The organism is Faecalibacterium prausnitzii, assembly GCF_003324185.1.
Lineage (GTDB): Bacteria > Bacillota > Clostridia > Oscillospirales > Ruminococcaceae > Faecalibacterium > Faecalibacterium prausnitzii.
In genome coordinates, this window is record NZ_PXUP01000016.1 from 38,506 (window position 1) to 61,814 (window position 23,309).

General features: G+C 52.2%; 23 protein-coding genes. 6 read left to right on the forward strand and 17 right to left on the reverse strand.

Going from position 1 to position 23,309, the window contains the following annotated elements; translation table 11 throughout:
• Positions 1-40: 40 nt before the first annotated feature.
• The 3 genes from C7J97_RS11115 to C7J97_RS11130 form a co-directional block, all read right to left on the reverse strand.
• The gene (locus C7J97_RS11115; protein ID WP_113993074.1) at positions 41-310 is read right to left on the reverse strand and encodes a hypothetical protein; all 270 of its coding nucleotides are present in this window, start codon (positions 308-310) and stop codon (positions 41-43) included.
• Between the two features lie 264 nt (positions 311-574).
• The gene (locus C7J97_RS11125) at positions 575-820 is read right to left on the reverse strand and encodes a helix-turn-helix domain-containing protein (RefSeq protein ID WP_113993075.1); all 246 of its coding nucleotides are present in this window, start codon (positions 818-820) and stop codon (positions 575-577) included.
• A 6-nt stretch (positions 821-826) separates the two neighbouring features.
• A complete protein-coding gene (locus tag C7J97_RS11130; protein WP_113993076.1) occupies positions 827-1,258 on the reverse strand; it encodes a sigma-70 family RNA polymerase sigma factor in 432 nt (143 codons plus the stop codon).
• Between the two features lie 338 nt (positions 1,259-1,596).
• Between C7J97_RS11130 and C7J97_RS15050 the strand changes: the two genes are divergently transcribed.
• Entirely contained in the window at positions 1,597-1,776 is a 180-nt protein-coding gene (locus C7J97_RS15050; protein ID WP_170126666.1) for a hypothetical protein, read from the forward strand.
• Positions 1,777-1,864: 88 nt separating this feature from the next.
• Here C7J97_RS15050 and C7J97_RS11135 read toward each other — a convergent pair whose 3' ends face one another.
• The 4 genes from C7J97_RS11135 to C7J97_RS11150 all read right to left on the reverse strand — a co-directional run bounded on the left by C7J97_RS11135 (position 1,865) and on the right by C7J97_RS11150 (position 6,439).
• Positions 1,865-3,880 (reverse strand): FtsX-like permease family protein, encoded by a 2,016-nt coding sequence (locus C7J97_RS11135; protein ID WP_113993077.1) that lies wholly within the window; start codon positions 3,878-3,880, stop codon positions 1,865-1,867.
• Positions 3,867-4,637 carry an ABC transporter ATP-binding protein gene (locus tag C7J97_RS11140; protein ID WP_113993078.1) on the reverse strand — a complete coding sequence of 257 codons (771 nt, stop codon included), beginning with the start codon at positions 4,635-4,637 and terminating at the stop codon, positions 3,867-3,869. The genes C7J97_RS11135 and C7J97_RS11140 overlap by 14 nt, the downstream gene beginning before the upstream one ends.
• A gap of 126 nt (positions 4,638-4,763) precedes the next feature.
• Positions 4,764-5,780, reverse strand: coding sequence for a sensor histidine kinase (locus C7J97_RS11145; RefSeq protein WP_113993079.1), 1,017 nt, complete (start codon positions 5,778-5,780; stop codon positions 4,764-4,766).
• A complete protein-coding gene (locus tag C7J97_RS11150; RefSeq protein WP_097779868.1) occupies positions 5,777-6,439 on the reverse strand; it encodes a response regulator transcription factor in 663 nt (220 codons plus the stop codon). The genes C7J97_RS11145 and C7J97_RS11150 overlap by 4 nt, the downstream gene beginning before the upstream one ends.
• A 143-nt stretch (positions 6,440-6,582) precedes the next feature.
• Here C7J97_RS11150 and C7J97_RS11155 point away from each other — a divergent pair, with 143 nt between their 5' ends.
• The 5 genes from C7J97_RS11155 (at position 6,583) to C7J97_RS11175 (ending at position 10,005) form a co-directional block, all read left to right on the forward strand.
• On the forward strand, positions 6,583-6,951 hold the full coding sequence (locus C7J97_RS11155; protein ID WP_113993080.1) for a helix-turn-helix transcriptional regulator: 369 nt from the start codon (positions 6,583-6,585) through the stop codon (positions 6,949-6,951).
• Between the two features lie 194 nt (positions 6,952-7,145).
• Positions 7,146-7,475, forward strand: coding sequence for a plasmid mobilization protein (locus C7J97_RS11160; protein WP_113993081.1), 330 nt, complete (start codon positions 7,146-7,148; stop codon positions 7,473-7,475).
• A complete protein-coding gene (locus tag C7J97_RS11165) occupies positions 7,436-8,764 on the forward strand; it encodes a relaxase/mobilization nuclease domain-containing protein (RefSeq protein WP_113993082.1) in 1,329 nt (442 codons plus the stop codon). The genes C7J97_RS11160 and C7J97_RS11165 overlap by 40 nt, the downstream gene beginning before the upstream one ends.
• A gap of 111 nt (positions 8,765-8,875) precedes the next feature.
• The gene (locus C7J97_RS11170) at positions 8,876-9,769 is read left to right on the forward strand and encodes a BRO-N domain-containing protein (RefSeq protein WP_113993083.1); all 894 of its coding nucleotides are present in this window, start codon (positions 8,876-8,878) and stop codon (positions 9,767-9,769) included.
• Between the two features lie 20 nt (positions 9,770-9,789).
• Positions 9,790-10,005, forward strand: a complete 216-nt coding sequence (locus C7J97_RS11175; RefSeq protein WP_113993084.1) for a hypothetical protein — start codon at positions 9,790-9,792, stop codon at positions 10,003-10,005.
• A gap of 117 nt (positions 10,006-10,122) precedes the next feature.
• Here C7J97_RS11175 and C7J97_RS11180 read toward each other — a convergent pair whose 3' ends face one another.
• From C7J97_RS11180 to C7J97_RS11225, 10 genes are all read right to left on the reverse strand, one after another.
• A complete protein-coding gene (locus C7J97_RS11180) occupies positions 10,123-10,323 on the reverse strand; it encodes a transposon-transfer assisting family protein (RefSeq protein WP_113993085.1) in 201 nt (66 codons plus the stop codon).
• A gap of 3 nt (positions 10,324-10,326) precedes the next feature.
• A complete protein-coding gene (locus C7J97_RS11185) occupies positions 10,327-11,271 on the reverse strand; it encodes a hypothetical protein (protein ID WP_455709120.1) in 945 nt (314 codons plus the stop codon).
• Between the two features lie 3 nt (positions 11,272-11,274).
• Entirely contained in the window at positions 11,275-14,469 is a 3,195-nt protein-coding gene (locus C7J97_RS11190; RefSeq protein ID WP_113993086.1) for a YodL domain-containing protein, read from the reverse strand.
• Between the two features lie 98 nt (positions 14,470-14,567).
• On the reverse strand, positions 14,568-16,685 hold the full coding sequence (locus C7J97_RS11195) for a DNA topoisomerase 3 (RefSeq protein WP_113993087.1): 2,118 nt from the start codon (positions 16,683-16,685) through the stop codon (positions 14,568-14,570).
• Entirely contained in the window at positions 16,682-17,404 is a 723-nt protein-coding gene (locus tag C7J97_RS11200) for a DUF4366 domain-containing protein (protein ID WP_113993088.1), read from the reverse strand. The genes C7J97_RS11195 and C7J97_RS11200 overlap by 4 nt, the downstream gene beginning before the upstream one ends.
• Positions 17,394-17,645, reverse strand: coding sequence for a DUF4315 family protein (locus C7J97_RS11205; protein WP_097769763.1), 252 nt, complete (start codon positions 17,643-17,645; stop codon positions 17,394-17,396). Before C7J97_RS11205 ends, C7J97_RS11200 begins: the two co-directional genes overlap by 11 nt.
• Before the next feature lie 18 nt (positions 17,646-17,663).
• Positions 17,664-19,649, reverse strand: coding sequence for a C40 family peptidase (locus C7J97_RS11210; RefSeq protein ID WP_113993089.1), 1,986 nt, complete (start codon positions 19,647-19,649; stop codon positions 17,664-17,666).
• Positions 19,646-20,542, reverse strand: a complete 897-nt coding sequence (locus C7J97_RS11215) for a DNA cytosine methyltransferase (protein WP_113993090.1) — start codon at positions 20,540-20,542, stop codon at positions 19,646-19,648. The genes C7J97_RS11210 and C7J97_RS11215 overlap by 4 nt, the downstream gene beginning before the upstream one ends.
• Entirely contained in the window at positions 20,539-22,941 is a 2,403-nt protein-coding gene (locus C7J97_RS11220) for a VirB4-like conjugal transfer ATPase, CD1110 family (RefSeq protein WP_113993091.1), read from the reverse strand. The genes C7J97_RS11215 and C7J97_RS11220 overlap by 4 nt, the downstream gene beginning before the upstream one ends.
• Positions 22,868-23,293, reverse strand: a complete 426-nt coding sequence (locus C7J97_RS11225; protein WP_113993092.1) for a PrgI family protein — start codon at positions 23,291-23,293, stop codon at positions 22,868-22,870. The genes C7J97_RS11220 and C7J97_RS11225 overlap by 74 nt, the downstream gene beginning before the upstream one ends.
• Between the last annotated feature and the right edge of the window lie 16 nt (positions 23,294-23,309).

Below are 23,309 nucleotides of genomic sequence, written 5' to 3' on the forward strand. Positions count from 1 at the left end.
CACAATCCGCTTTCTCTGTCCGCTGCCTCCCGAAAGGTCATTATAATTTTTCGCTTTCGGATTTCATCAGCCGGAGAAGAACTTCTCCTAAGGTCTGGAAACTTTCTTCTTTGAACACCGGCTCAACGATAAAGGAGCGATTGCCAATACGATAAGTTGAATCCAGAGTAAGCACCTCTGGATTTTTTGTTTTTTCAGGGTTTGTCTTTTTCGCTTGCATCGTAAAATCCCCTTTCTTAAAAATCAAAAAATGAGCCAACGGATGGCTGCTGGCAGCAACCCACGGGAATCTCACCCCTGCATTCCTCATGCAGCCCTACTCATTGCCTGCGACGCTCTGAACGCTCGGACTTTGACGGTAAGGGAGTATCAGCCTGTCGGTATGTCATGGCCCGCAAGCAGCCGCGCTTGCATTGCGGCGTGGTGATGATCGCTCCACTTTTCAAAGAAAAGCATCTTGGCGCACCCGCCGTCCGGCTCGATACAGACAGCAACGTGTCCGTTTGCCCTATGATGCACCGCCATTGTCCTGCGGGCATATTTTTCAAGGTGCTGTCCCGAAACGTGGAAAGGGTCAGACCGTTTCGGCTCTGGTCACAATAGAGGAAATAAGTTTGATTTCCAGATGGCGTTTCATGTACTCGTCTATGCACACATGAGGCTGACCGTGCTTGTCATAGAGAACGCCTGTACAGAGCTTGTTGATGTAACCTCTGTAATGCTGCAAAACTTGTTCAACAGCATCGGTATCCCCAGCGCAGGCAGAGCGAATCACCGAGAGCGGTAAAAGCTCTCTGCTTGTGTGTTCATAGGAGCCCATTTACGCCTAACCTCCCTCCGGCAAGTGCGCCTTTAGCTTTTTTCGCAGCTCATTCAGCGTTTTTGCCCGGTGCCGTTGAACAGCACTCCGGGACATTCCCATGAGGTCGCCAATCTCACCGTCGCCCAGTTCCAGAACACAAAACAGAATCAGAATGCTTTGTTCTTGCTTTGGCAGAGCGGCAAACGCATTGGCAACAAGCTCATTGTCGATGTGCAGATCACAGCCGTAGGACGAAAATACAAATTCTTCACACGGATAATGGTCTACACTCGTGAGCTGCCCCAGTTCTTCCATCGACAGAACGCTGAATGACTTTTCACGGTCAAGCAGACGTTTCTTATTTCGGTGATAGTTCCGGGCCTCATTTCGCAGCACCGCTTTGCAGAACGCATCGAATCGGTACTGTTCGCCATCGTTGCGAGGGATAGCTTCCATCTTCTCACCCCCTTTCCGTGGGGATGTCGGGTGGATTTTTCCCTTTCCGCTAATATGACACCTGAAATACCCGATTCTACCCGCTTTTTTGAAAATTTCCAAAAATATTTTTTGAAACAGGTAGATTTTCAGGCGGCAATAGAAAAGCCCAGCAGACCGAAAACGGCCAACTGGACATAATGACAGCACGAAACGCGCAGCAGTTACATCGTATAGTACATAGTAAAAGCCCTGCTGACCCTGTGCGGGAGCAAGGCTTTTTTTGACAGTTCAAAGCTAGGCGTTCGATAGAATATCAGACGCATGGCGGCATCCTCCTAGTGGCCGCCATACGGACGATGAAACGCTTTGATAAGCAAAAAGAACCGGCGGCCTTGAGTTTCTCAAAAGCCGCCGGTTCAAAATGGGCGCGCGGATATGTCTGCTATACGACGGCTTTTTTTTTTTGCCGTCGTGCGGCAGGTGTTTTTACTTTTTATTCTTTTGTGCCACATGGACGATTATGGCAACTAAAATAATTGCGGCGATCATACCAATTAAAGGAAGCCATGTGTCGGTGATGCTTTGCAATACGGCATTCCAGTTTACATTTTCGGGCAACATAGTTTAGACCTCCAATTCTCGCTGTTCTGTGACAATACGTTTACAGGAAAGATACGTTGCAAGGAAATAACTTCCATAGACAAGCAGGAAAAGGACGATTGTCAGTCCGATATTGGTTGCGATATGGATATTCATAAATTCTTCCACCACAGCCATTGCTTTGCCAATCAGGAAAGCAGAATACACGCCAGCGACGACTAGCGGAATGGCAAAGAACACGACTGTCTGCACAAAAAGCGTATGATCGATTTGCCTGCGGCCTGCACCCAGCTTTTGCAGCAAGCCATAACGATACACATTGTCGGTCGTTTCGGTAAGCTGTTTTAACGCTAGAAGTGCGGCGCAAATCAGCAAAAAGACCAACCCGATATAGCAGCAAAGGAAGCTCACCAAGGCATCAAGGCCGTAGAATGTCTCATACATCATGTTCTTTTCGGCATACCGATAGCCGTGTGTACTATCCAATCCAATCGGAATCATCTTTTGCAAAATTTCATTGGAATCTGCATTCGGCTCATATTGCACCAAAAGCGCATTTACATCTTTTTCAAGTGATGCGGTGACGGAATCGGGAACAATCAAGGTGCCGCGGTCATTGTTGCCAACCGACGTCATAATGTATGTTTCCTGCAACACTTTATCTTCTGCACGCTGTAAAGTCGCCCCACCAACCGTGATTTCCGGGTGGCTCTGCAATGCAGCAGCAATATACCGATACGTTCCATTGTAGTTGCAGTTCAAGAGGTATTGGCCATCGTTCAGCGTGATGGGTGCTTTGTTCTGCATGGCTAAGGCACGATTCAAGTCCGAAATGGAGATTACGGAAACCTTGCTGTCAGGAACTTTTTCATCAATTGGCCAAAATTTGACTTTCTGTCCTTCAAATAGTTCAGAGTAGGTCATATCGGCCTCGTAAACACTGATTTGCTCTGTAGCTTTGGCGTAGTTGCTTATGGTAATATCGTGTGCAGCGAGATAGGCAGCAATATCGCTGTCCCCATCAACAGAAACATTGGAAAGCACGTTCAAATCATAGGGCGTTGCAGATTGAGACATTTTGTTCATAGCAAGCGCTGTGCTCGCGCCAATCGACACGGCGCAGATCGTGATGGTCAGCAATCCGCATACAACCGTTACCACAAGATAATTGGTTCGGATTTTACTGCCAATCTGACGGACAAGGAACGTATTCAGACCTTTCAGGTAAAAGCATTTCCTTGCACTTGCTACTTGCATGAAAACGGCTGACAGTGAGTAGAACAGCAGAAAAGTTCCCGCGACCAATGCCGCCGCTGCCAACTGGAACAGATTATTTTCATGCGATGGCAGAATCCCGTTTTTGTTGAACAGCGCGGCAGAAATTCCGATGCAAAGCAGTGAGAGCAGGAACAGACAAACCGGCAAGATACGGTTTTCAGTCTGCATACTTTCGTTTTTTCTGCCGTCCGTCAATAGGTCGATCAATTTAACATTGGTGACAGACCGAATATTGAAAAGCATGACGATAAAAAAGATGATTGTGAAACACAACACGGTCTGGCGAAGCGCTCTGGCTGAAAACACGATCCGAAACTTTTCAAGATTGATTGCAAAAAGCCGCAATGCAATCAAAGAAAACCCTTGCGAAAAGAAAAAGCCCAAAAGCAATCCTGTGCCCAGCGCAATGATGCCAACACAAAGCGTTTCGCCTGCAAACAACCGGGAAATACGCCCTTTTTTCATGCCGAGCATCATATACACGCCTAATTCTTTTTTGCGACGTTTCAATAAAAACTGATTGGCATAAAGAATCAGAAAAGCCAGAACAACCGCAATCATAGTGGAAAGCGTAGAAAGCATAATGCCGAGCTGACGATATAAGAGCGTGCCAGTCATGCCCATATTGGAAAAAGCCGGCTGGTCAGAAATGGAATTGAACGCATAGAACAAACTGACCGAAAGGGTCAGCGTAAGAAAGTAAATCAGATAGTCACGAATGTTCTTGCACACATTTCGGAAAATCAGCTTATATGTGTTCACTCTGTTCACCTCCCAAGACGGAAACTACTTCCAGAATTTTTGTAAAAAATTCTTTGCGCGTATCCGTCCCACGATGCAGTTCGTTGAACACCTGCCCATCTTTGATAAATAAAATGCGATTGCAATAGCTGGCAGAAAAAGCGTCATGCGTTACCATGAGAATCGTTGCTGAAAGCCGTTCATTCAATTCGGTCAACATTGTCAACAGCATTCGGGAAGAGTTGGAATCCAGTGCGCCGGTCGGCTCATCTGCCAGAACGATTGCCGGATTTGTCACCATCGCTCTTGCAGCAGCTACTCTCTGTTGCTGACCGCCAGACATCTGATAGGGATATTTATCCAATACATCCTGAATGTTCAGCGCTTGGGCAATCTGTGGAATACGCTGCTCTATTTCACTGGGTTTGGCACCTGCGATGGAAAGGGCTAGAGAGATATTTTCATAGGCGGTCAAGGTGTCCAGAAGATTGAAATTCTGGAAAATAAACCCCAGCTTTTTCCCACGGAAATCTGCAAGCTGTGCTCTATGCAGCATCGTGATATCCTTTTCCTCTACATAGATATGACCGCTGGTGACGGTATCAATCGTGGAAATGCAGTTCAGCAAGGTGGTTTTGCCAGAGCCAGAAGCACCCATGATGCCGAGAAATTCTCCTTTGCGAACAGAAAAAGAAATGTGGTCGATGGCTTTTGTCAGGTTGCCTTTGTTACCGTAAAATTTTTGGATGTCATCCACCCGTAAGATCGTATCGCCCATAGGTCAGGCTCCTTTCTCAAAAGCGCCTTGCTTTTGTGCTTTTACTCTACCACAAGGAATTTTCCGATGCCATTAAGTTAGATTACATTTGTATTACCAAAATGTAAGGTTGAAAAAAGCGGGGCTTTACAGCCCCGCCGCCTGCAAATAGCTTTCCGTAGGAAAAACCATCGTCACAGTCGTTCCCTGTCCCGGAACGCTGGAAATAGAAAGTGAAATATTCATTTTTCGACATAGCCTTTGGCTCAAGTACAAACCAATGCCGGTTGATTTGGAATAACGGCGGCCGTTTTCACCGGTAAAGCCTTTGTCGAACACACGCGGCAAGTCAGCAGCAGAAATACCAATGCCATTATCGGAAATGAAAAGAGATACCGTGTTTTTCTCTGCTCTGGCTGAAAATTCAACTTGTAAATTATCTTTCCGATACTTGATAGCGTTGGAAAGAATCTGTCCGATCACAAAGGTGCAGCTCTTGCTGTCTGCGGCCACGGGAATATCCAGTTCCTTTAGAACCGGCTTTCCACCGACCTGAATCAACGGCTTTGAGTACGTTTTTAGCGCAGCGTACACCAATGCCTGCAAGGTGGTTTTCTCCACCTTAAAGTCCTTTTCCACATCGGTACTGCGGGCGTAATATAGCACCTGCTCCACATAAGCATCAATTTTCCGCAGTTCATCGTCAATTCGCAGTGTGGTGGGATTCTTTTCATTTTCAACGATCAGTCGGGCAGAGGTGATAGGCGTTTTGATTTCATGCACCCATGAATCAAGGTATTCCCGATATTCACGGTTCTCCTGTTCTGCACAGGCAAGCTGGTCGTTCTGATATTTGTTGCAGCACCGCAGAACGTCCACCAAAATCTGCCCCTCTAAAAAATGAGGCGGTACCATTAACTCACCTAAAAGTGTTTTTATGTCCAGCTGCTCTGTCATTTTTTGAAGCAGATTATAAAAACTCTGCTTGCGAAAAAAGTCATACAGCAGCGCTGTACTGTACGCTGCAAGTAAAATCACCTCGGCAAACAGAATAAACACAGCAGGTGTTTCAATCAGCCAGAGGAGCGCAAGCAGCACGAGTGCAGCCACCAGCATACAAATCAGGGAAAAGATACGGTCAAGCAGATACTCGGATAACTTCATACGCAATACCCTAAACCACGTTTCGTTTCCAGATAGTCCGGCAGACCGATTTCGGTCAGTGCTTTCCGTAACCGAACGATGTTGACATTCAATGTGTTTTCGTCTATAAATTGTTCACTCTGCCAGAGTTCATCAATAATAGCGTCACGGGGAATAATGTTGCCCTTATTCACCATAAGCAGGCGCAAAATCCCAAGTTCATTTTTGGTAAGTGATTTTTTGTTTCCTTGATAGCTGATTTCCGCCTTGAGCAAATTTAAGGTCAAGCCTTTGTGCGTGAGAACGATGTTGTCCTGTACTTCATAGGTCCGAGCCAGAAGTTTTTGGATTCGCGCCAAAAGAATCTGTGCATTGTACGGCTTTGCAATATAATCATCTGCGCCGATGTTCAAGCTCATCAACTCGTCAAAATCGCTGTTTCTGCTGGTAAGTACAATGATAGGAAGATTGGATTTCTGTCGGATTTCTCTGCATACTCGGAAACCATCCTGATAGGGCAGATTGATGTCTAAGAGAATCAAGTTAGCCCCTGATGAAAGAGCAGCTTGCACAATGTGGTGAAAATCATCGCTGCTGTCGCATTGGTAGCCGTACTTTTGAAGAAGCTGAACAAGTTCCTCGCGGATTGCCGGTTCATCTTCTATAATGAAGATTTTCATGCTCACACCTCCATATTCTATTATATTTCGATTTTCCAGAGAATACAATGCTCAAGCCATGAACAATAAAGTTTAGCAGCAATGCACTTTGCAACATTTCGCCAATCGCTCATGAACTATAAAATGTATATGGGTGATGCAGAATGGCGAAAATTGAGGACTGTCCCGGCTTTGAAACGTTCGGAGCGGATGTCAAGGCAGCTCGAAAGGCAAAACAACTTTCCCGCAGTGCGCTGGCTGACATAATACATTGTGACAGCCGGTATCTTGCCAATATCGAGAATGAAGGCACGCTGCCCAGCCTGCCGGTGGTGATTCAGCTGATAAAAATATGTGGTCTGCCCGTGGAGCGGTACTTCAACCCGGAACTCATGCGGGAAGAAAGTGCGGAACGTCAGCGGGTCAGCCACAAGCTGCAGCTTTGCCCGGAAGAATACTTACCTATCGTAGAAGGTGCCATTGACGGTGCCTTACGAATCCATGAACAGGAAAAAGAGCCCGTGTGTGTCTGATTGTCATGCACGGTCATTGAGAGGATGCAAAAGCGTCCTCTTATTTTTTTTTTTGCATTTTGCGGGCAAAACGGGGGCGTTGTGGTGTCATAGTAGTGGGGAAAGGTAACGTAGCAAGCATAGGGAGTGTAGCCACTCCCGGCAGAAATGCTTGCTGGGGAGTACCCCAGACCCCCAAGAAACGAGGTGAAACTATGGCGAACCGAACCCGAAAAATTGTTCTGCGTGTTCCCGTGATGCCGGAGGAACAGGAACTTATCCGGCAGAAGATGGCTCTGTTGCACACACGGAATTTTTCTGCCTACGCCCGGAAGATGCTGATAGACGGATATGTTGTCCACATCGACACCACCGACATCCGGGCGCAAACCGCCGAACTGCAGAAGATTGGTGTCAACATCAATCAGATTGCGCGGCGGCTGAACAGCATGGGGCCGCTGTACACACAAGATGTTGCGGACATCAAGGGAGCATTGGCGCAGATATGGCAGTTACAAAGATACATCCTATCAAGTCAACGCTGAAAAAGGCACTGGACTACATCGAGAATCCGGCAAAGACGGATGAAAAAATGCTGGTATCCTCCTTTGCCTGCTCCTACGAAACCGCCGACATCGAATTTGAACTGCTGCTGTCACAGGCCATGCAGAAAGGCAACAATCTGGCCCACCACTTGATACAGTCTTTTGCGCCGGGCGAAACCACGCCGGAGCAGGCCCACGAGATCGGCCGGCAGCTTGCAGATGAAGTCCTGCAAGGCAAATACCCGTATGTGCTGACCACCCACATTGACAAAGGGCACGTCCACAACCACATTATCTTTTGTGCAGTGGACATGGTGAACCAGCGCAAGTATGTTTCCAACCGACAGAGTTATGCCTACATCCGGCGCACCAGTGACCGTCTGTGCAAAGAACACGGCCTGTCCGTGGTGATGCCCGGTCAAGACCGGGGCAAGAGCTATGCCGAGTGGGACGCACACCGCAAGGGCACAAGCTGGAAGGCAAAGCTGAAAGCTGCCATAGATGCAGCCATCCCGCAGGCCAAGGATTTTGACGATTTTCTGCGGCTCCTGCAGGAGCAGGGCTACGAGGTCAAGCGTGGCAAGTATGTTTCGTTCCGCGCGCCCGGACAGGAACGGTTCACCCGCTGCAAAACGCTGGGCGAAGCCTACACCGAGGAAGCCATCATCGAACGCATCAAAGGGCGGTTCGTGGAGCGGAAGCCCAAAGAAAACCGCAAAATTTCGCTGCGGATTGATTTGGAGAACAGCATCAAGGCCCAGCAGTCCGCAGGGTATGAGAAGTGGGCAAAACTCCACAATCTGAAACAGGCGGCCCGGACGCTGAACTTCCTGACCGAGCATGAAATCGAAAGCTACCCGGATTTGGAAAGCCGGGTGGCCGAGATCACCGCCGCCAGCACCGAAGCTGCCGCCGCATTGAAAGCAGCAGAGCGCCGACTTGCTGAAATGGCCGTGCTGATAAAGGATGTCACCACCTGTAAAGAACTGCGCCCACTGTTGCAGGAGTATCAGCGGGCTGCTGACAAAAAGCAGTTCCGACGTAAACATGAAGGAACCTTGATTCTCTATGAAGCAGCGGCGAAAGCTCTAAAAGAGCAGGGCTTTCAAAAGCTACCCGACCTCTACGCCCTGAAAAACGAGTATAAGCAACTGGCCGAGCAGAAAGACCAGATGCAGCGGCGGTACAGCGAAGCCAAACGCCAGATGCAGGAGTATGGTATCATCAAGCAGAATGTGGATGGCATCCTGCGGACAACACCGGGAAAGGAGCAGATGCAGGAACGGTAAATTTGCACAAAATATTGGTTGGATTTTTGAACTACAAACGCTTAGACTGGGTGGCGTTTCCACCCGAAATCATGTAAAATAGAACCAGACAACGAAAGCGAGGAACCCTCTATGGCAGAAGTGAAAGACAATAGCTCTATCCAGCTTTTTGAAGATCAGAAAATCCGTACTGCATGGGATGCAGAAAAGGAAGAATGGTATTTTTCAATTATTGATGTTATTTCTGTTTTAACTGGAACAGCAAATCCACGGCGATATTGGAGCGACCTGAAACGTAAGCTGAAAACTGAGGGAGCAAATGAGTTGTACGAAAAAATCGTACAACTGAAAATGTTATCCTCTGATGGAAAACGGTATAAGACGGATGTTGCTAACACTGAACAGCTCCTACGCATTATCCAGTCTATTCCGTCTCCAAAAGCTGAGCCGTTCAAGGCATGGCTGGCAATGGTAGGCAAGGAACGCATCGAAGAAACCATCGACCCGGAACAGGCCATTGACCGTGCGCTTGATACCTATTTGAAGAAAGGCTACTCCGAAGAATGGATTCACCAGCGGCTTTTGGCAATCCGCATCCGCAACGAACTGACAGATGAATGGAAGAAGCGCGGAGTGCAAAAAGGCAGGGAGTACGCCATTCTGACCGATGAAATCTCCCGTGCATGGTCTGGTATGACCACAGGGCAGTATAAGCGGCTGAAAGGTCTGACGAAAGAAAATCTCCGTGACAATATGACCGATTTAGAGCTTGTTCTGACCATGCTGGCCGAAGCCTCCACTACGGATATTTCCAAGACTGCAAAGCCGCAGACCTTTGAAGAAAACAAGCAGGTTGCCAAACGCGGCGGCAAGGTGGCCGGCATTGCGCGGCAGGCTCTTGAAGCGGAAACCGGCAAACCCGTTATCACGGAAAAGAATGCGTTTGACTTCCAGCAGCTTGTGACTGACATTGTAGAAGATGCCGCCGAACTGCCGGAGCAATCTACCGAGAAGAAAGAAAAATAATAAGATTGGGAGGATTTAATATGAAAGTGACCGAACCCTATAATCTGGGACTTTTAGCCCTTATTTCAGAGGCAGGAGAAATTTCTTGTGAAGAATTAAAGCAACGATACCTCCCGCCTGAGCAGCCCGGTGTAATTCAGGGCGTAGCGGCTAGTTTTGACAACGATATAAAAGCATTGGAAAAGGAAAAATACATTTCGGTACGAGGAAATATCATTCGCTTTATCAGGAAGTGATTGACAGAAAAATAGCCGGACACAGCAGCCGCAAGGCCACCGTGTCCGGCTATTTTTGCGTTGACAATGACACATTACTTTTGCTGAAAATAATGTGCCATTGTCAAGCTGGAAGTATCACTCACCCGCAAAATCAAACCTCTGTCCATCAAAATCAGCATCGGTCATGCGCTCCAATTTTGCAATGGTGCCATTTGCCAGCCGCCGCATTTCCGTGTCCATGTCCGGCAGGGCGGCCAGCATCCGCGCCATCGTACGGCAGCGGTCAGAAGTGTGGTACATACAGATCAAATTTTCTTCTTCTACGCTGAAATTCATGCGTCAGACCTCCATTTCATGTTGTTTACTGCGGGCTGCTGCCCTTTTCGGGCTGGCGGCCTGCTTTGTTTCGGAAAGCTGCTTGCGGACAGAAGCGCGGGGCTTGCAAATGCCCTTGTCCCGATTCTCGTTTTTGTCAATCAGCGCGTAGATGCCAAAACGGTCTTTCACGCTGGACAGGTGCAGGGACTTGTACGGCAACATGGCAAGCAGCTGGTCCGTGTCCCGGCTGGATGCCAGCTTGGTGAAATAGGGTGATACCTCCACCATAAAATGATTCTTGTCCGGGCTGTTGGGAGCAGCCAGCCGCTTCATACCGGCCACAATGCGCTGTGCCTCGGCCTCGATCAGCCCGGTGTGCAGTGCCGCAAGATGTTCTTTGAAGTCACCGAGCCGTGCCGGTTCTCGACTGCGCTGCTCCTGTCGGATGGTCGCTTGCAGAAGTTCCGGGTCAAGGGGCTGCATTTCATACCGCACGAATTCCCCGAAATATTTGTCCGGGCGACTGTCGAAATGCTCTTTCGGGCCAATCTCCCGCATCCCGCTTTCGTAGATCAGGCGATTGGCACCCACAGGCAGGGCGGCATCCCGGATATGCTGGAAGTGCTGCTGATAGTCCAGTTCATACAGATTGCCTTGCACGGTTCCGTTGGCCGCGCCGGTCGGCTCCACCGCATAGGCAAGAATCCTGTCATGGGTCTGTTCGCCGCAGAATTTCCATGTGTTGTAGGCTTGCGTGTCTTCGAGCAGCACGTCCCGTTCCCGGAAGCAGAATGTTCCAGAAGGCCGGGACAGCCACAACAGCAGCTTATCTTCCGGCTGGTCGCTGCGGGTGGCCTCCCGCAGCATCTTGATGTCATAGGCAAAATCGCTCTGATAGTATGCGGTGTTCTGGTGCATAATGGCTTCCAGCGCAGCGATCACATCCATATTTTCAAATTTTTGCACGGCTTATACCTCCAATTCCTTTGTCTTTTCCCGTGGCTGCGATTGCTTGCTCTGCTCCTTTTTTGCGGCATCCAGCTGTACCCGGATGGACGGCTTTTTCGGCTTGGCTGTGCGTGACTTCTTGGCTTTTGGTGCCTTTTCCTCGGCCTTGACTGCGGCGGCAAGGTCCGTCAGAGAAATTTGTTCTCCGGCCTTTGCTTTGGCTTCCAACTCACCTAAAGAGGGCGCATTGTTCAGCACACCGTCAATCATGTTTTCGTTTTGTTCGGTGGAAAGTTCTGCGGTGCGCAGCGGGTTTTCCCGCAAGAGCTCTGGCACCTGCTGGAAGCCCACACTATCGCAGTAGTGAGCGGTATTTTGTCCGTTCTGGTGCAGCACTACCACATCCGAAACGGACAGCGAGTGTCCCTTGAAATCTGCCGGATGGTCCACATTGAATGTACGGTAGATGTCCTCCAATGTGGTACCCGCAGCCAGCGGCGCGGCGTATACTTCCGTATAGTTGGCCTTGTCCACGGTCCGGCCAGCGGCCTGCAGGCGGTCGTAGGGCTCAAAACGGTAATCGCGGGTGGAATCTTCATTGCGCAGCTGGTAGATGGAAAAGCTGCCCTGCTGCGGTGCTTCAAAGCCTGCCGCTGCGTATTCCTCTACGGTCATTCCGGCGGCCGCCGCTTCCTGCGCGATCTCGGCCTGCACCTGTGCCTTGTAATCCTGCAAGCTCTGGTCGAAGTCGGCCAGCTTGGGCGGTTCCGGCAAGTTATACTGGCCTTGGTTGAGCAGCGGGCGGCAGTCCTGCACATAGGCCACAACAGCGTTGTAATAGGCCGCCTGTTCCGGCGAAATGTTCTGTCCCTCTCGCAAAGCGGCGGTAGCCGTCTGCTCCATAGCGGAAAGATTGCAATGCTGTTTGAGGTACGGGATAAACTCGGTCAGCACCATTTCCCGCTCTGCCTTGTCCTGCTCCCATGCTTTCGGGCCTTTGTTATGCAGAACAAAATTCTTCCAGTTTTCATCTTTGGCGTAGTATTCGTGGTAGTTCTGGATGTGTTGAACCAAAGAACCCTCTCCGTCACCAAAATCCTGCCGCCCCTCGTAGTTGTCTGGCTGGCCGTTCAGGGTAAAATCAATGCGGAATGCGGTCTTGTCGTACCAGCCACCTGTGTAGCCGTCCTTTTCCCGTTCCGTGTGCTGGGTGGTGTCCAGTTCTTCAAAGACGCGGTTTGCCACGGACAGCGGCATGATTTCGCCGTCCTGCAGCTTGTCGCTTTCGCTCCACAGAATTGTGACCGTAGGCTCTGCGGCGGGGTCTGGAATTTTAACGGGTGCGGGAATTTCGTTGGCCTTTTCTGCGGCCTCTTGGAATGCCGCCAGCTTATCGCCCAACAGGACTTCCGACACCGCGGCTGTCTGCCCCAACAGATTAAGCGCTTCCTGCCCGGCATCCGGCAGGGTCAGACCGGGCGCGTCCAACTGCCCGCCGTCCAGAGCTTTATTGTCCGGTCCGTACAGGGTGTAGTCATAGCCGGAATCGCAGGTCTGGATGAACAGCGTATTGCCATTATCCAGTGCAAATGCGGCCTCCTGTGCAGCGGAAAGGTCTGCTTCCCGCTGCTGGCGAAGTTCTGCCAGATGTTCGTCCAGCGCGGAGATCAGCTCATGGGCCGCGCTGCGGATAATTTCCAGAGAGGCTTTCAGTTCGGCCAGTTCCCGGCCAGAACTCCACCCGGCCACATAGCCAAAGGAATACTCGGATGTGTCCAGCCCGTAGTACTGGCAAACAGCATAGGCCACACTTTCGGCCTGTACCTCGCGGGTGCGGCTGTCTGGGCGGTTGGCCTGTTCCGGGTCGTTGGGGTCGATGGCGTGCAGCTTGGCATGAGCAATTTCGTGGATAGCCGTCTTGATGGTCTGTAACTGGCTCATGCCCTCTTGGATGGCAATGCGGTTGTCGAGCAGATGAAAGTAGCCGTGCGCCCCGCCCTCGATGTCCTCAAACCCGATGGGCACCGGGGATGTCTGCTCCAATGCCTTGAAAAAATCTTGGTAGTCCTGCACGCTGCCGGACAGTTCATCCACAGCAATGGACGGCAGTGGTTCACCCTCAGTCTGGCTGACATCGAACACGGAAACCACCTTAAAGGCCGGAATCTGTACCGTTTTTTCTTCGGTCAGCGGCTTGCCGTCCTTGTCCAGAATCGGCTTGCCCTGTTCGTCCAGCTTTTCCATCTTCTGCTTGACCTTGTACGGCGCAGGAGCCAGAATCTTGATGCCCTTTTCGCCTTTCTTTACGGTGCGGTGGAACGTGTCTTTCCACTTGTTGAAGCCCGCCACCAGCTGCCCGCCCTGCATGGCGATCAGCAAGGTGTTGTTGAAGCTGTAATTGTGGAATTTCGCCATCGTGGTGAGGTAGGCCTTGTAGCGGTCACTGTGGAATAATTCTTGAATGCCTGTTTCCAGCCGGTCCGTGATTTCTTTCATGCGTTCCGCGCTGTCCTTGCCGTTTAGGATAATGGGAATAACTTTCTGCGGTTCCGTTTCAGGCTGAACAGGTGGCGGGATGTTGGCCGAATCTCGCAAAACTTCCGGCGCAGGAAAGGACAGTACCCGGTATTCCTCCGGCACAGGCTGGCCCTCGTGGACTTTGTGCCACGCGTCCCCGCTTTTGACAAGGTAGCCATACTCGGTAAACACGCCCTGCTCCTGCTGGGCCACATATCGGCCGAACTGCGCCGTGTCGATGCCGCCTTTCCATTCTTCCGGCATATCCACCATGCCGGAGCGATTCAGGTAGTAATCTCCTAGCTGGGCAGGCCCGTGCACATCCGGCAGATGCACATAGTAGTCCACGTTTTCAGGAAAGTCGGTGATTCTCCCGATGCTGAAAAGCTCACTCTGCGGGGCTTGCAGGGCGGCGTTCAGCTCTGTGCGTTCCCCGGCAGAAAGCGTTTCCAGTCGTGATGCCAGAAAGTTCAGTTCGTCCACATTGGATGCCAGTACCATGTTGTAGGGAATCGCAAAACGCTTTTCTTCCTCGGCAAAGTAGCCAGAAATGAAAAGGCCCTGCGGATTATCGGACGAAATGCCGATTTGCCGCAGGGCCGCTTGTACCTGTTCGGTTGTAGTGGGCAGGTCCAGCCAGACGCTATCCCTGCCTTGCTGCTGCCGATTTTGCAGCTGGATGGAAAATAATTCGCTCATTTGGTCACACTCCTTTTTTGCTATCCTACGGATAGAGAGAGCCGGTTATGGCAAAATGAATGCTTCACCTTACCATAACCGGCCCTCGTATTTTTGCCTTACTCTTTGCGCTCTACCCGGTAATTGACGTACTTGCCTCCCGTATCTGCCAGAAGCACCGTTGCATCATAGGTTTTGCCTGTCTTTTCGGAATAGAGGCCCTTGACCTTTGCCTTGCCGTTTTTGAGCAGAGCAGCGGCGATCTTCGGTGTGAACGCCTTTTTGCGCTGCTCAAAGAAGCGGTCATTCTTCCACATCACGAACTGACAGCCACGGTTCCCGCAATAAAAATTCTTTTTGCCCTCATAGACGTTTTCTCCGCACCGGGGACACTTGCCGATGATAACCCGTTCCGACTGGAACAGGTTTTGCTTGTCTGCACTGATACAGGAATAGGTCTTGACCAGCTGGCGCACCTGTGCCTCGATTTCGGCCATGAAATCGTCCGGGTCTGCATTGCCCTTGGCAATCTCGGTCAGGCGATTTTCCCATTCAGCGGTCAGGGCGGGAGAGGTCAGGCTTTCCGGCAGAACCACCGCCAAATTGATGCCATCCTTGGTGGGAACAAGCTGTTTGCCCTTGCGCTGCACAAAGCCCATTTGCACCAGCTTTTCCAGAATCGCGGCACGGGTGGCCGGAGTGCCCAGTCCTTTGCGTTCTGCGTGGCCCAGGCCACACTCTCTTGCTCCTGCGGAGCAATTCACCTTGTCCTCCGGCATATCCTCGGCCCCGGCCCGCTCCATTGCTGACAGGAGCGTATCTTCGGTGTAGGCTTTCGGTGGGGACGTGAAATGTTCCGAAACGTCCGCTGTCACGAAAAAACTCTGCCCCTCGGCCGGTTTCGGCAGGGTGTTCAGCACTTCTTCCTCGGTGTCTGCTTTCAGGGTGGAGCGGAACCGTTGGTCGATCTCTTTCCAGCCGGGGACAAGCACGGACTTTCCCTTGGCGGTGAACTCGTTCCCGGCGCAGGAGAACACAGCAGTCACAGTTTTGTACTCATGGGGCGCGGCTATCGCGCAGAGCAGTTTGGAGCAGACAAGGTTCATCAGCTTGCATTCACTCTCGGCAAGACCAGTGAAACCCTGCTTTACAAATTCGGACGTGGGGATGATGGCGTGGTGGTCCGATACCTTTTTGCTGTTCAGAATCCGGCCCACTTCCGGGGTCAAGTCAAGCCCTTGGGTAAAGGGCAGCAGCCCCAGCAGGTCAGACACAAGATGTTGTGCTGTCTGGCCCATATCCTCGGTCAGATATTGGCTGTCGGTGCGGGGATAGGTCAGCAGTTTCTTTTCGTAAAGCTGCTGGGCATAATCAAGGGTCTGCTTTGCCGTAAATCCGAACAGGCGGTTTGCTTCCCGCTGCAAGGTGGTCAGGTCATAGAGCTTGGGCGGCTGTTCTGCCTTTCTCTCACGCTTGATAGAAGTACAGATGGCAGATGTTCCGGCACAAGTAGATTTCAAAGTGTTGGCCTCGTCCATGCTGGCAATGCGCCCACTGTCTGCTTTCAGGCTGCCGGAATGGATGCCGACCGTATAATACTTTTCTTTCTGGAAGCGCAGAATTTTTGCATCCCGGTCCACCAGCATTTTCAGTGTCGGGGTCTGCACCCGGCCCACGGTTAGGGTCTTATGGTACAGCACCGAAAACAGCCGTGTTGCATTGATACCCACTAGCCAATCCGCCTTTGCACGGCAGAGGGCCGATTGGTACAGAGCATCATAATCCGAATCCGGGCGCAGGTTTGCAAAGCCCTCCCGGATGGCGGCATCCTCCATGCTGGAAATCCAGAGCCGCTTTACAGGTTTTGTGCAACCGGCCATTTGGTAGACGAAACGGAAAATCAGTTCTCCCTCCCGGCCTGCATCGGTCGCGGCGGTCACACTGTCCACATCCGGGCGGTTGAGCAGGGCGCGGACGATTTCAAACTGCTGTTTCTTCTCGTCCGGCACGATGAACTGCCACGGCTGGGGCAGGATGGGCAAATCCTCATACCGCCACTTACAGTATTTTTCATCGTACTGGCCCGCCTCGGCAAAGGACACAAGGTGCCCGATGCACCAGCTGACCAGATACCCGCTGCCCTGCCAATAGCCGTTTTGCTTTTCAGTGGCTCCGATCACGGTGGCAATGCTGCGGGCAACACTGGGCTTTTCGGCAATCACCAGCTGAAAACTCATGTTTCATCCTCCTGTCCGTCCTCCGAATGAATCTCGATTTCAGCCGGTTCCTCGTCTGCATCCTCGTCCTCGCCAAAATCGTACTCGTCCAGATCATCGTGCCCGGTGGTGTCGGCCTTGGGTTTGCGGAACTTGAAATAATAGAGGGCCGCGCCGCCGCCCGCCAAAGCCAGCACCAGCAGGATCATCAGACTGCCCATGTTGGACTTCGGCTTTTCCTGCGGCGTTTCGGTGTCGGTTTTCACCGCTTCCGGGGCCGTGCAGTTCCGCAGGCTCTTTTCACACAAGGGGCAGTTTTCGTTGACGTTCCCTGCCTCACATTTCACCGTGCAGGTGCAGACTTCGATATCCTGCGGTTCTTCATCCAGCAGGGCCAGCAAGTCGGCATCGTCCACTTGGTTCAGAAAGTGAACAGAAGTTTTCTTGTCCTCGTTGGCACGGTCAATGAGAATGTAAAAATAATTCCCGGCTTTGGTGGTCACGGTGATAAGCTGTTTGTCCCCGTAAAAATCATCCACCAGTGTTGCGTTGCCTTTGGGCGTGATGGGCACACCCTCCGGCTCCATGCCGCCCGTAGTGGGTTCTTCTTCGATAATCTCCGGCAGAGGTTCCGGGGCAGGGTCAGTACCGCTTGCGAAAGCGGGCATGGAAAAGGAGCAGAGGCAGAGCAGGATAGCCAGCAGTCCGGCAGCGAAACGGTTCCAGTTGTCAGGTTTCATCGGCGGCATCCTCCTGTTTGTGGTACGGGGTGACGGTAGGAGCGGCGTTCAGCGCACCGCTGCGCAGGAAGGCCGCAAACTCGTCCGGCTTCATATTCATGCTACGCACCAACTGAATGATCTGCAAATTTTCCTGTTCGGTCTTTTCAGCTTCCAGTTCTTTCAACTGCTGCTGGTATTCGCTGATTTTTTCTTTGAGCCGTTCAATGTCGCGCTCAATGCGGGAAAGTCTTTTTGCCATACAAAATCCTTTCTGGCGTCACGGTAAACGCCCATAGCTGTAAAAATGTTCTTGCCAATATTTCGAGTTGAGGTTTGTGTAAGAGATCGGGTCGCCGCAGTGCAGCATGATGGAATTGCCCACATAGATACCGCAATGGCTCACGCCGGGGGTATCGTAGGTTCCCTTGAAAAACACAAGGTCGCCCGGTTTGACCTGCGCCGTCGAAACAGGAGCACAGAGGTTGTAAAGGCCCTGTGCGGTCTGGCGGCCCACGTTCCAGCCGGAGTGATTCAGCACCCACGAAATGTAGCCGCTGCAATCAAAGCTGGTGCTGGGCGAACTGCCGCCCCACACATACGGGTAGCCGATGTACTTGGTGGCTTCCTCCATCATGGCGGCAAACTTATCATCTTTGAGGGCTTCCGGTGGAATGTCGTAATAGGTGGGCTGCTTGATGGTGGACGCATTGGGGTACTGTGCCTGCCTGAACAAATCCGGCCGGTTGCCCAGCGTGCGCATATAGAGCGAATAAGCACTGAGTTGTTCTTCGGTCAGCACTTCCACGGGCAAATGGGACAAATCCTTGTTTTTCAGCTTGACCGTGCAGATGTAGTATTCATACGGTTCTTGGTAGGTGATAACTTGCGGCACACCATACGGGCCAATAATGACCATCATTTTTGTACGGTAGCGTATCTGCATGGTCACGGTCTCGGTCAGGATGTATTGCTTTTCAAAGAGCATTTCAAGTTCGCCCTGCACCTCGGCCAGTGTGAACACGCCGTCATGCAGCGCGGACAAAATCGAGATCAGCACATAGGGGTCATGCTCGATTTCATCCAGATAAAAATGATACTCGTCATAGTTGTGGGTGGCCTCGTAGGTGTCGAGATACCGTTGCAGCTTTTGTTCCAGCTTGGCATAAGCCTTCTCTGCACCCAGCATATCCTTGTCCTTGGAAAAATAAGAAGATGCCGTCACGCCGGTTCCAGCGGTGCCCGCCATCACGGTGCAGGACTGCAAACCCGTTATCAAGAGCAGAGCCAGCAGACCGAACACCGCCACGATCAGAATGGTTTTCCAGTTCCGGGCCGCAAATTCGGCTACCCGTTCGCCGCCCTCGGCCGCCAGCTTCGTTACCCGGAAACCGTTCTCTGCGGTGGCGGCTGCACCCTGCGCGGCGGCTTGTCCGGCCTGCCGTGCAGCTTTGGCATACTGCTGTTTGATACGCCGTTTCTGCCACATCCGGGAAATGGGGTTGCTGGCGGACTGCGCGATCTGCGGATTGTCCCGCAAAGATTTCTGGTAAAAGTATTCTGCATTGGCAGACATGAGCTGACGCTCTGCCTTTTCCACGGCCTTGTAGGGCTTCATCTTGTGGTGCCGGATGCCGCTGCGGATGGCTTTGGCGGTCTGACGCTCCACCAGTTCTTCACCCTTGTGGCCGCCCTCCACGCCCACATTTTCGTGTTCGACCTCGTGGATTTTTCCGTGAGCGAACAGCAATGCTTCCGACAGCGGGCGGCTGGCCGGGTTTGGTTTCAGGCTGGGCGGGCCTTTGTCCTGCTGCTCAAAGCGCAGGGTGGATTTTGCCTTGCCGCTGACAGCATCGTAGACTTTTCCCTTGACCGGAACACGCTTTTTGGGCAGAGCAGCGCGGGCCGCATCCAGTTTGTCGGCTTTCGCTCCCGCCTTTTGGATATACGGCTGCAACGCCGGGTCTGCCCGTTCTTCCTCGGTCAATTCCAAACGGGCAGCGGAACGGTGCAGGCCATCTTCGCTTTCGGCGGTGGTTGCGGTTTCTGCTGCCTTTTTCGCTTTCTTTTTATTTTTATGCTCGTCCTTGATGTCCTCGGCCCGTTCCAGAATTTTTTCGGCCTTGCCCTCGGCATCCGTGGAGTAGTCCTGTTCTGCCTCCCGGCTGGAAACATTCTCCACGGTTCCGTCAGCCTGATTTTCTACTACCAGACCGTCACGGGTCATGGTCTGGGTGACTTTGGCTTTTGCCTGCAATTCTTTCAAAGTTCTTCACCTCCCATCGGACAGCGGCCTGTTTCAATGTCCGCAATGTATTTGAGAATCGGGAACACCTGCGGCGGTGAAACCGCGTTGCCTAGTGTTTTCATCCGTTTGCTGCGGTTTGGTACATCTTCGGTCAGGCGCGGGATGTCGGCAGGCTCTTTGGCCCAAAGGGAATGTCCGTCCATTTGCGCGGGAAACCCATCAGCCACTCCACCCAGTCCGGGTTGAGGTAGGGCTTTTCCAGTGTGGTGGGGGTCATGCGGTAGACCACATGGGATAACCGCGCCGTCCACGCCTTGCCGTCCTTGTTCATCTTGCGGTAGCTGCCATTCGCAGAGATTTGGATGTCCAACCCCTTGCCCACATCCCCGGTGTCGCTGGCAAGGGGTGTGGGAAGCAGCGGAGCCGATGATGAATACCCGTTTCCGTTCGTGCCACGCGCCAACGGCAGCAGCAGGTAATACGAAAACCCGAACATCGTAACCTGCCTGCTCCAAGTCAATGAGCGTTTTGTCGAGCCCCATACGGAGGAAGCCAGCAACATTTTCTCCAAGCACCCAACGGGGCTGCAATTCCCGGATGACCCGCAGCATTTCGGGCCACAGGTAGCGTTCATCGTGGAAGCCGCGCTGCCGCCCTGCGGTGGAGAACGGCTGGCACGGGAAGCCACCTGAAATGAGGGTGACGGTGCGAAGTCCTGTTTTCTCAAAGAAAGCCTCCTTTGTTACGGTGGTGATGTCCTGAAATCGGGGCACCTCCGGCCAGTGGCTTGCCAGCACAGCGGCGGGGAAGGCTGCCCACTCGCATTGACAGACCGAAGTAAAACCCGCTGCTTCTGCGGCAAGGTCAATGCCGCCGATGCCGGAAAACAAGCTGAAATGTGTTAGGCTCATAGTTCCACCACCTCGCTGAGCCGGGTGGTCATAATTTTATAGAGCTGGGTATTTTTCGGGATGGGATTGGAAAACGGTAGCACCACATTTTCAAAAATCAGCAGTCCTTCGCCCGGTTCGGAATTGTCGATGTACTTCTGCTGGTCTGCGGAAAGGTTCAGCCGTTCCGAAAGGATTTTGCGGTCGCCGGATGCCTGATTCAGCAGCGTGATGAAGTCGCTGTTTTCCAGAATGTTTTCAATCTCCGGGGAAGAAAGAAGGTCCTTCACATTCTGGGTGGCGCCTGTGGGCACGCCGCCCCATTTGCGGAAGCGTTTCCAAATCTCGGCACTATACGCGGCGGTCTGTTCCTCTTTCAAGAGCAAGTGGAACTCGTCTGCAAAATACCATGTGGCCCGGCCTTGGCTGCGGTTCTGGGTGACGCGGCCCCATATCTGGTCTTGGATAATGAGCATCCCCAGCTTTTTTAACTGCTTGCCTAACTCTTTGATGTCAAAGGCCACAAGCCGGTTGTGGATGTCCACATTCGTTTTGTGATTAAACACATTCAGCGAGCCGGACACATACAAGTCCAATGCCTGTGCTACCCGGTCCGCTTCCGGCAAGTGCTGGTCGAGCAGGGCTTGGTGGAGGTCAGACAAAATCGGCATATTCTCCGGGCTGGGATTCGCCAGATAGGGGCGGTAGATGGCTTTCACGGCACGGTCTATCACGGTGCGTTCAATCGCTTCCAGACCTGTTTTGCCGCCCATGACCAGTTCACAGAACGACAGCACAAAATCCGATTTCAGGGCCAGCGGGCTGTCATCTTCGGAGTAGTTGAGGTTGATGTCCAGAGGATTCACATAGTCCTTGCTGGTGGGCGAAAGTTTGATGACCTGCCCATGCAGCCGCTTGACCAGCGGATAATACTCGGCCTCTGGGTCTGAAATAAAAATATCGTCAGCAGTCGTTAAAAACACACTGACGATTTCAGACTTGCAGCTCATGGATTTGCCGCTGCCGGGCGTACCCAGCTTTAGGCCGTTGGGACACCGGGCCTGCTTGCGGTCCAGCATGATCATGTTGTGGGATTTTGCGTTGATGCCGTAGTACATGGCTGCCCCGCTCTGGAAAAGTTCCTGCGTCACAAAGGGCACAAACACCGCCACGTTGGAGGTGGTAAGGCTGCGCTGAATCTTTATCTGGTTGATGCCCAGCGGCAGGCTGGACACAAGGCCCTGTTCCTGCTGGTAGTCCAGCCGGACAAGGGAGCAGTTGTACTTCTGCGCCACACCCGCCGCTTGGAACACATCGTTGCCCAGCTTTTGCTTGGTGTCGGCCACGTTCAGCACTAAAAAAGTCAGCATGAAAAGCCGTTCGTTCCGGGTCTGCAATTTGTTCAGCAGCTTTTTGGCGTCCTCGCCGTAGGTGGCAAGGTCGCTGGGCAGGATGTCCATGTCGTACCCGGAACGGACAGCCTTTTTCTGCTCCTGAATCTTCATGGCGTCAAGGTCTGTGATCTTCCGCTTGATGGTTTTGATGGCCTCGGTCTGGTCGATGGCCTGCACATGGAGATTGACGAGAATGCCGCTTTCCGTTTTGAGAAAATCGGCCAGCATTTCATCCGAAAGTTCCGGCGCAAGGATTTGTAAAAAGCTCACAGCTCCATATTTGCCGCCCAGTCCAAAAGTCTTGGCCGTGCCGAAGCAGAGGGAGGACGGGGCGACAAAATCCTTGGTGGAGAGGCCGGAGGGAGCCAGCCAGTTCCAGTCAAAACGGAACGGTTCGCCGTCCGGGTGGAAGATGCCGTGCAGCACTTCCAAACGCTCCTGCCCGTCCATGACGTGCGCCACGCAGCCCATGGTCTTGAAATAGCCCAGCAGGTCAAGGCCAATGCGCGTCAGCCGTGGCCGTGCTGTTTTCAGGCTGTCGGCCTCGATGGTGAACGTCAGGTACTTGGTTTTCACAATGCCGTTGTTGCCGCTGGCAAGCTGCTTTTGCAGGATGGCGGTGTACTCGGCGCGGATGTCGTCAAAATCATCCCCCTGCGGTGCGATCTCAAAACTTTTTGCGTACTGCACCGGGTCAACCTTGCGATTCAAAAACGAAAGCTGCACATGGATGGAGGCATCCACATAGTTGTACAGGTCGCACAGGTGTTCAAAGATGGCGGTCCGGGTCTCCGGCTGGGCCAGCTGATAGCTGATGTCCTCAAAGGCAATGCACTTGGAGAACGTGCGTCGGTCAATGCGGCACACGCCATCTGTGTAGATGGCCTCATACGGGATGGTGGCCTGTGCCGTGCGGGGCTTGCCGTCACCCTTGTACTTGCGGAGAACGGCATCAATTTCTTTTTTCTGGGCGCGGGTGAGCTTTTTGGGCTTTTCGGTTTTGCGGGGTATCGTTTTTCTGGACAATGGCCTTTACCTCCTGTTCCATTTGGTATTGCCGCACAAGGGCGGCGTAAGCATTGTTGGTCTGATAGGGCCTTTCCTTGGGACGAATAAAGCAGCACTGAATCATTTGCTGAATCACCACTTCAAGGGGCTGGGCGTGCCGCTCGAACAGAGCGAACAGCAGCCCCGGCAGCATGGCAAAAATCATCAGCAGGGCCGCCGCGCTGTTGGAAAGATAGTTCCGGGCCAAAAAATAAAGCGGCCCGCCCGTGAGGAGCGCGCCGCCGAAGCAGACCAGCTGCCGCTTGGTCAGCCCGAATAAGACTTTGGATTTTACATGGGTCAAATCTTTGGGAACGGTCACATACGCCATACGTTTTTCCTTTCTC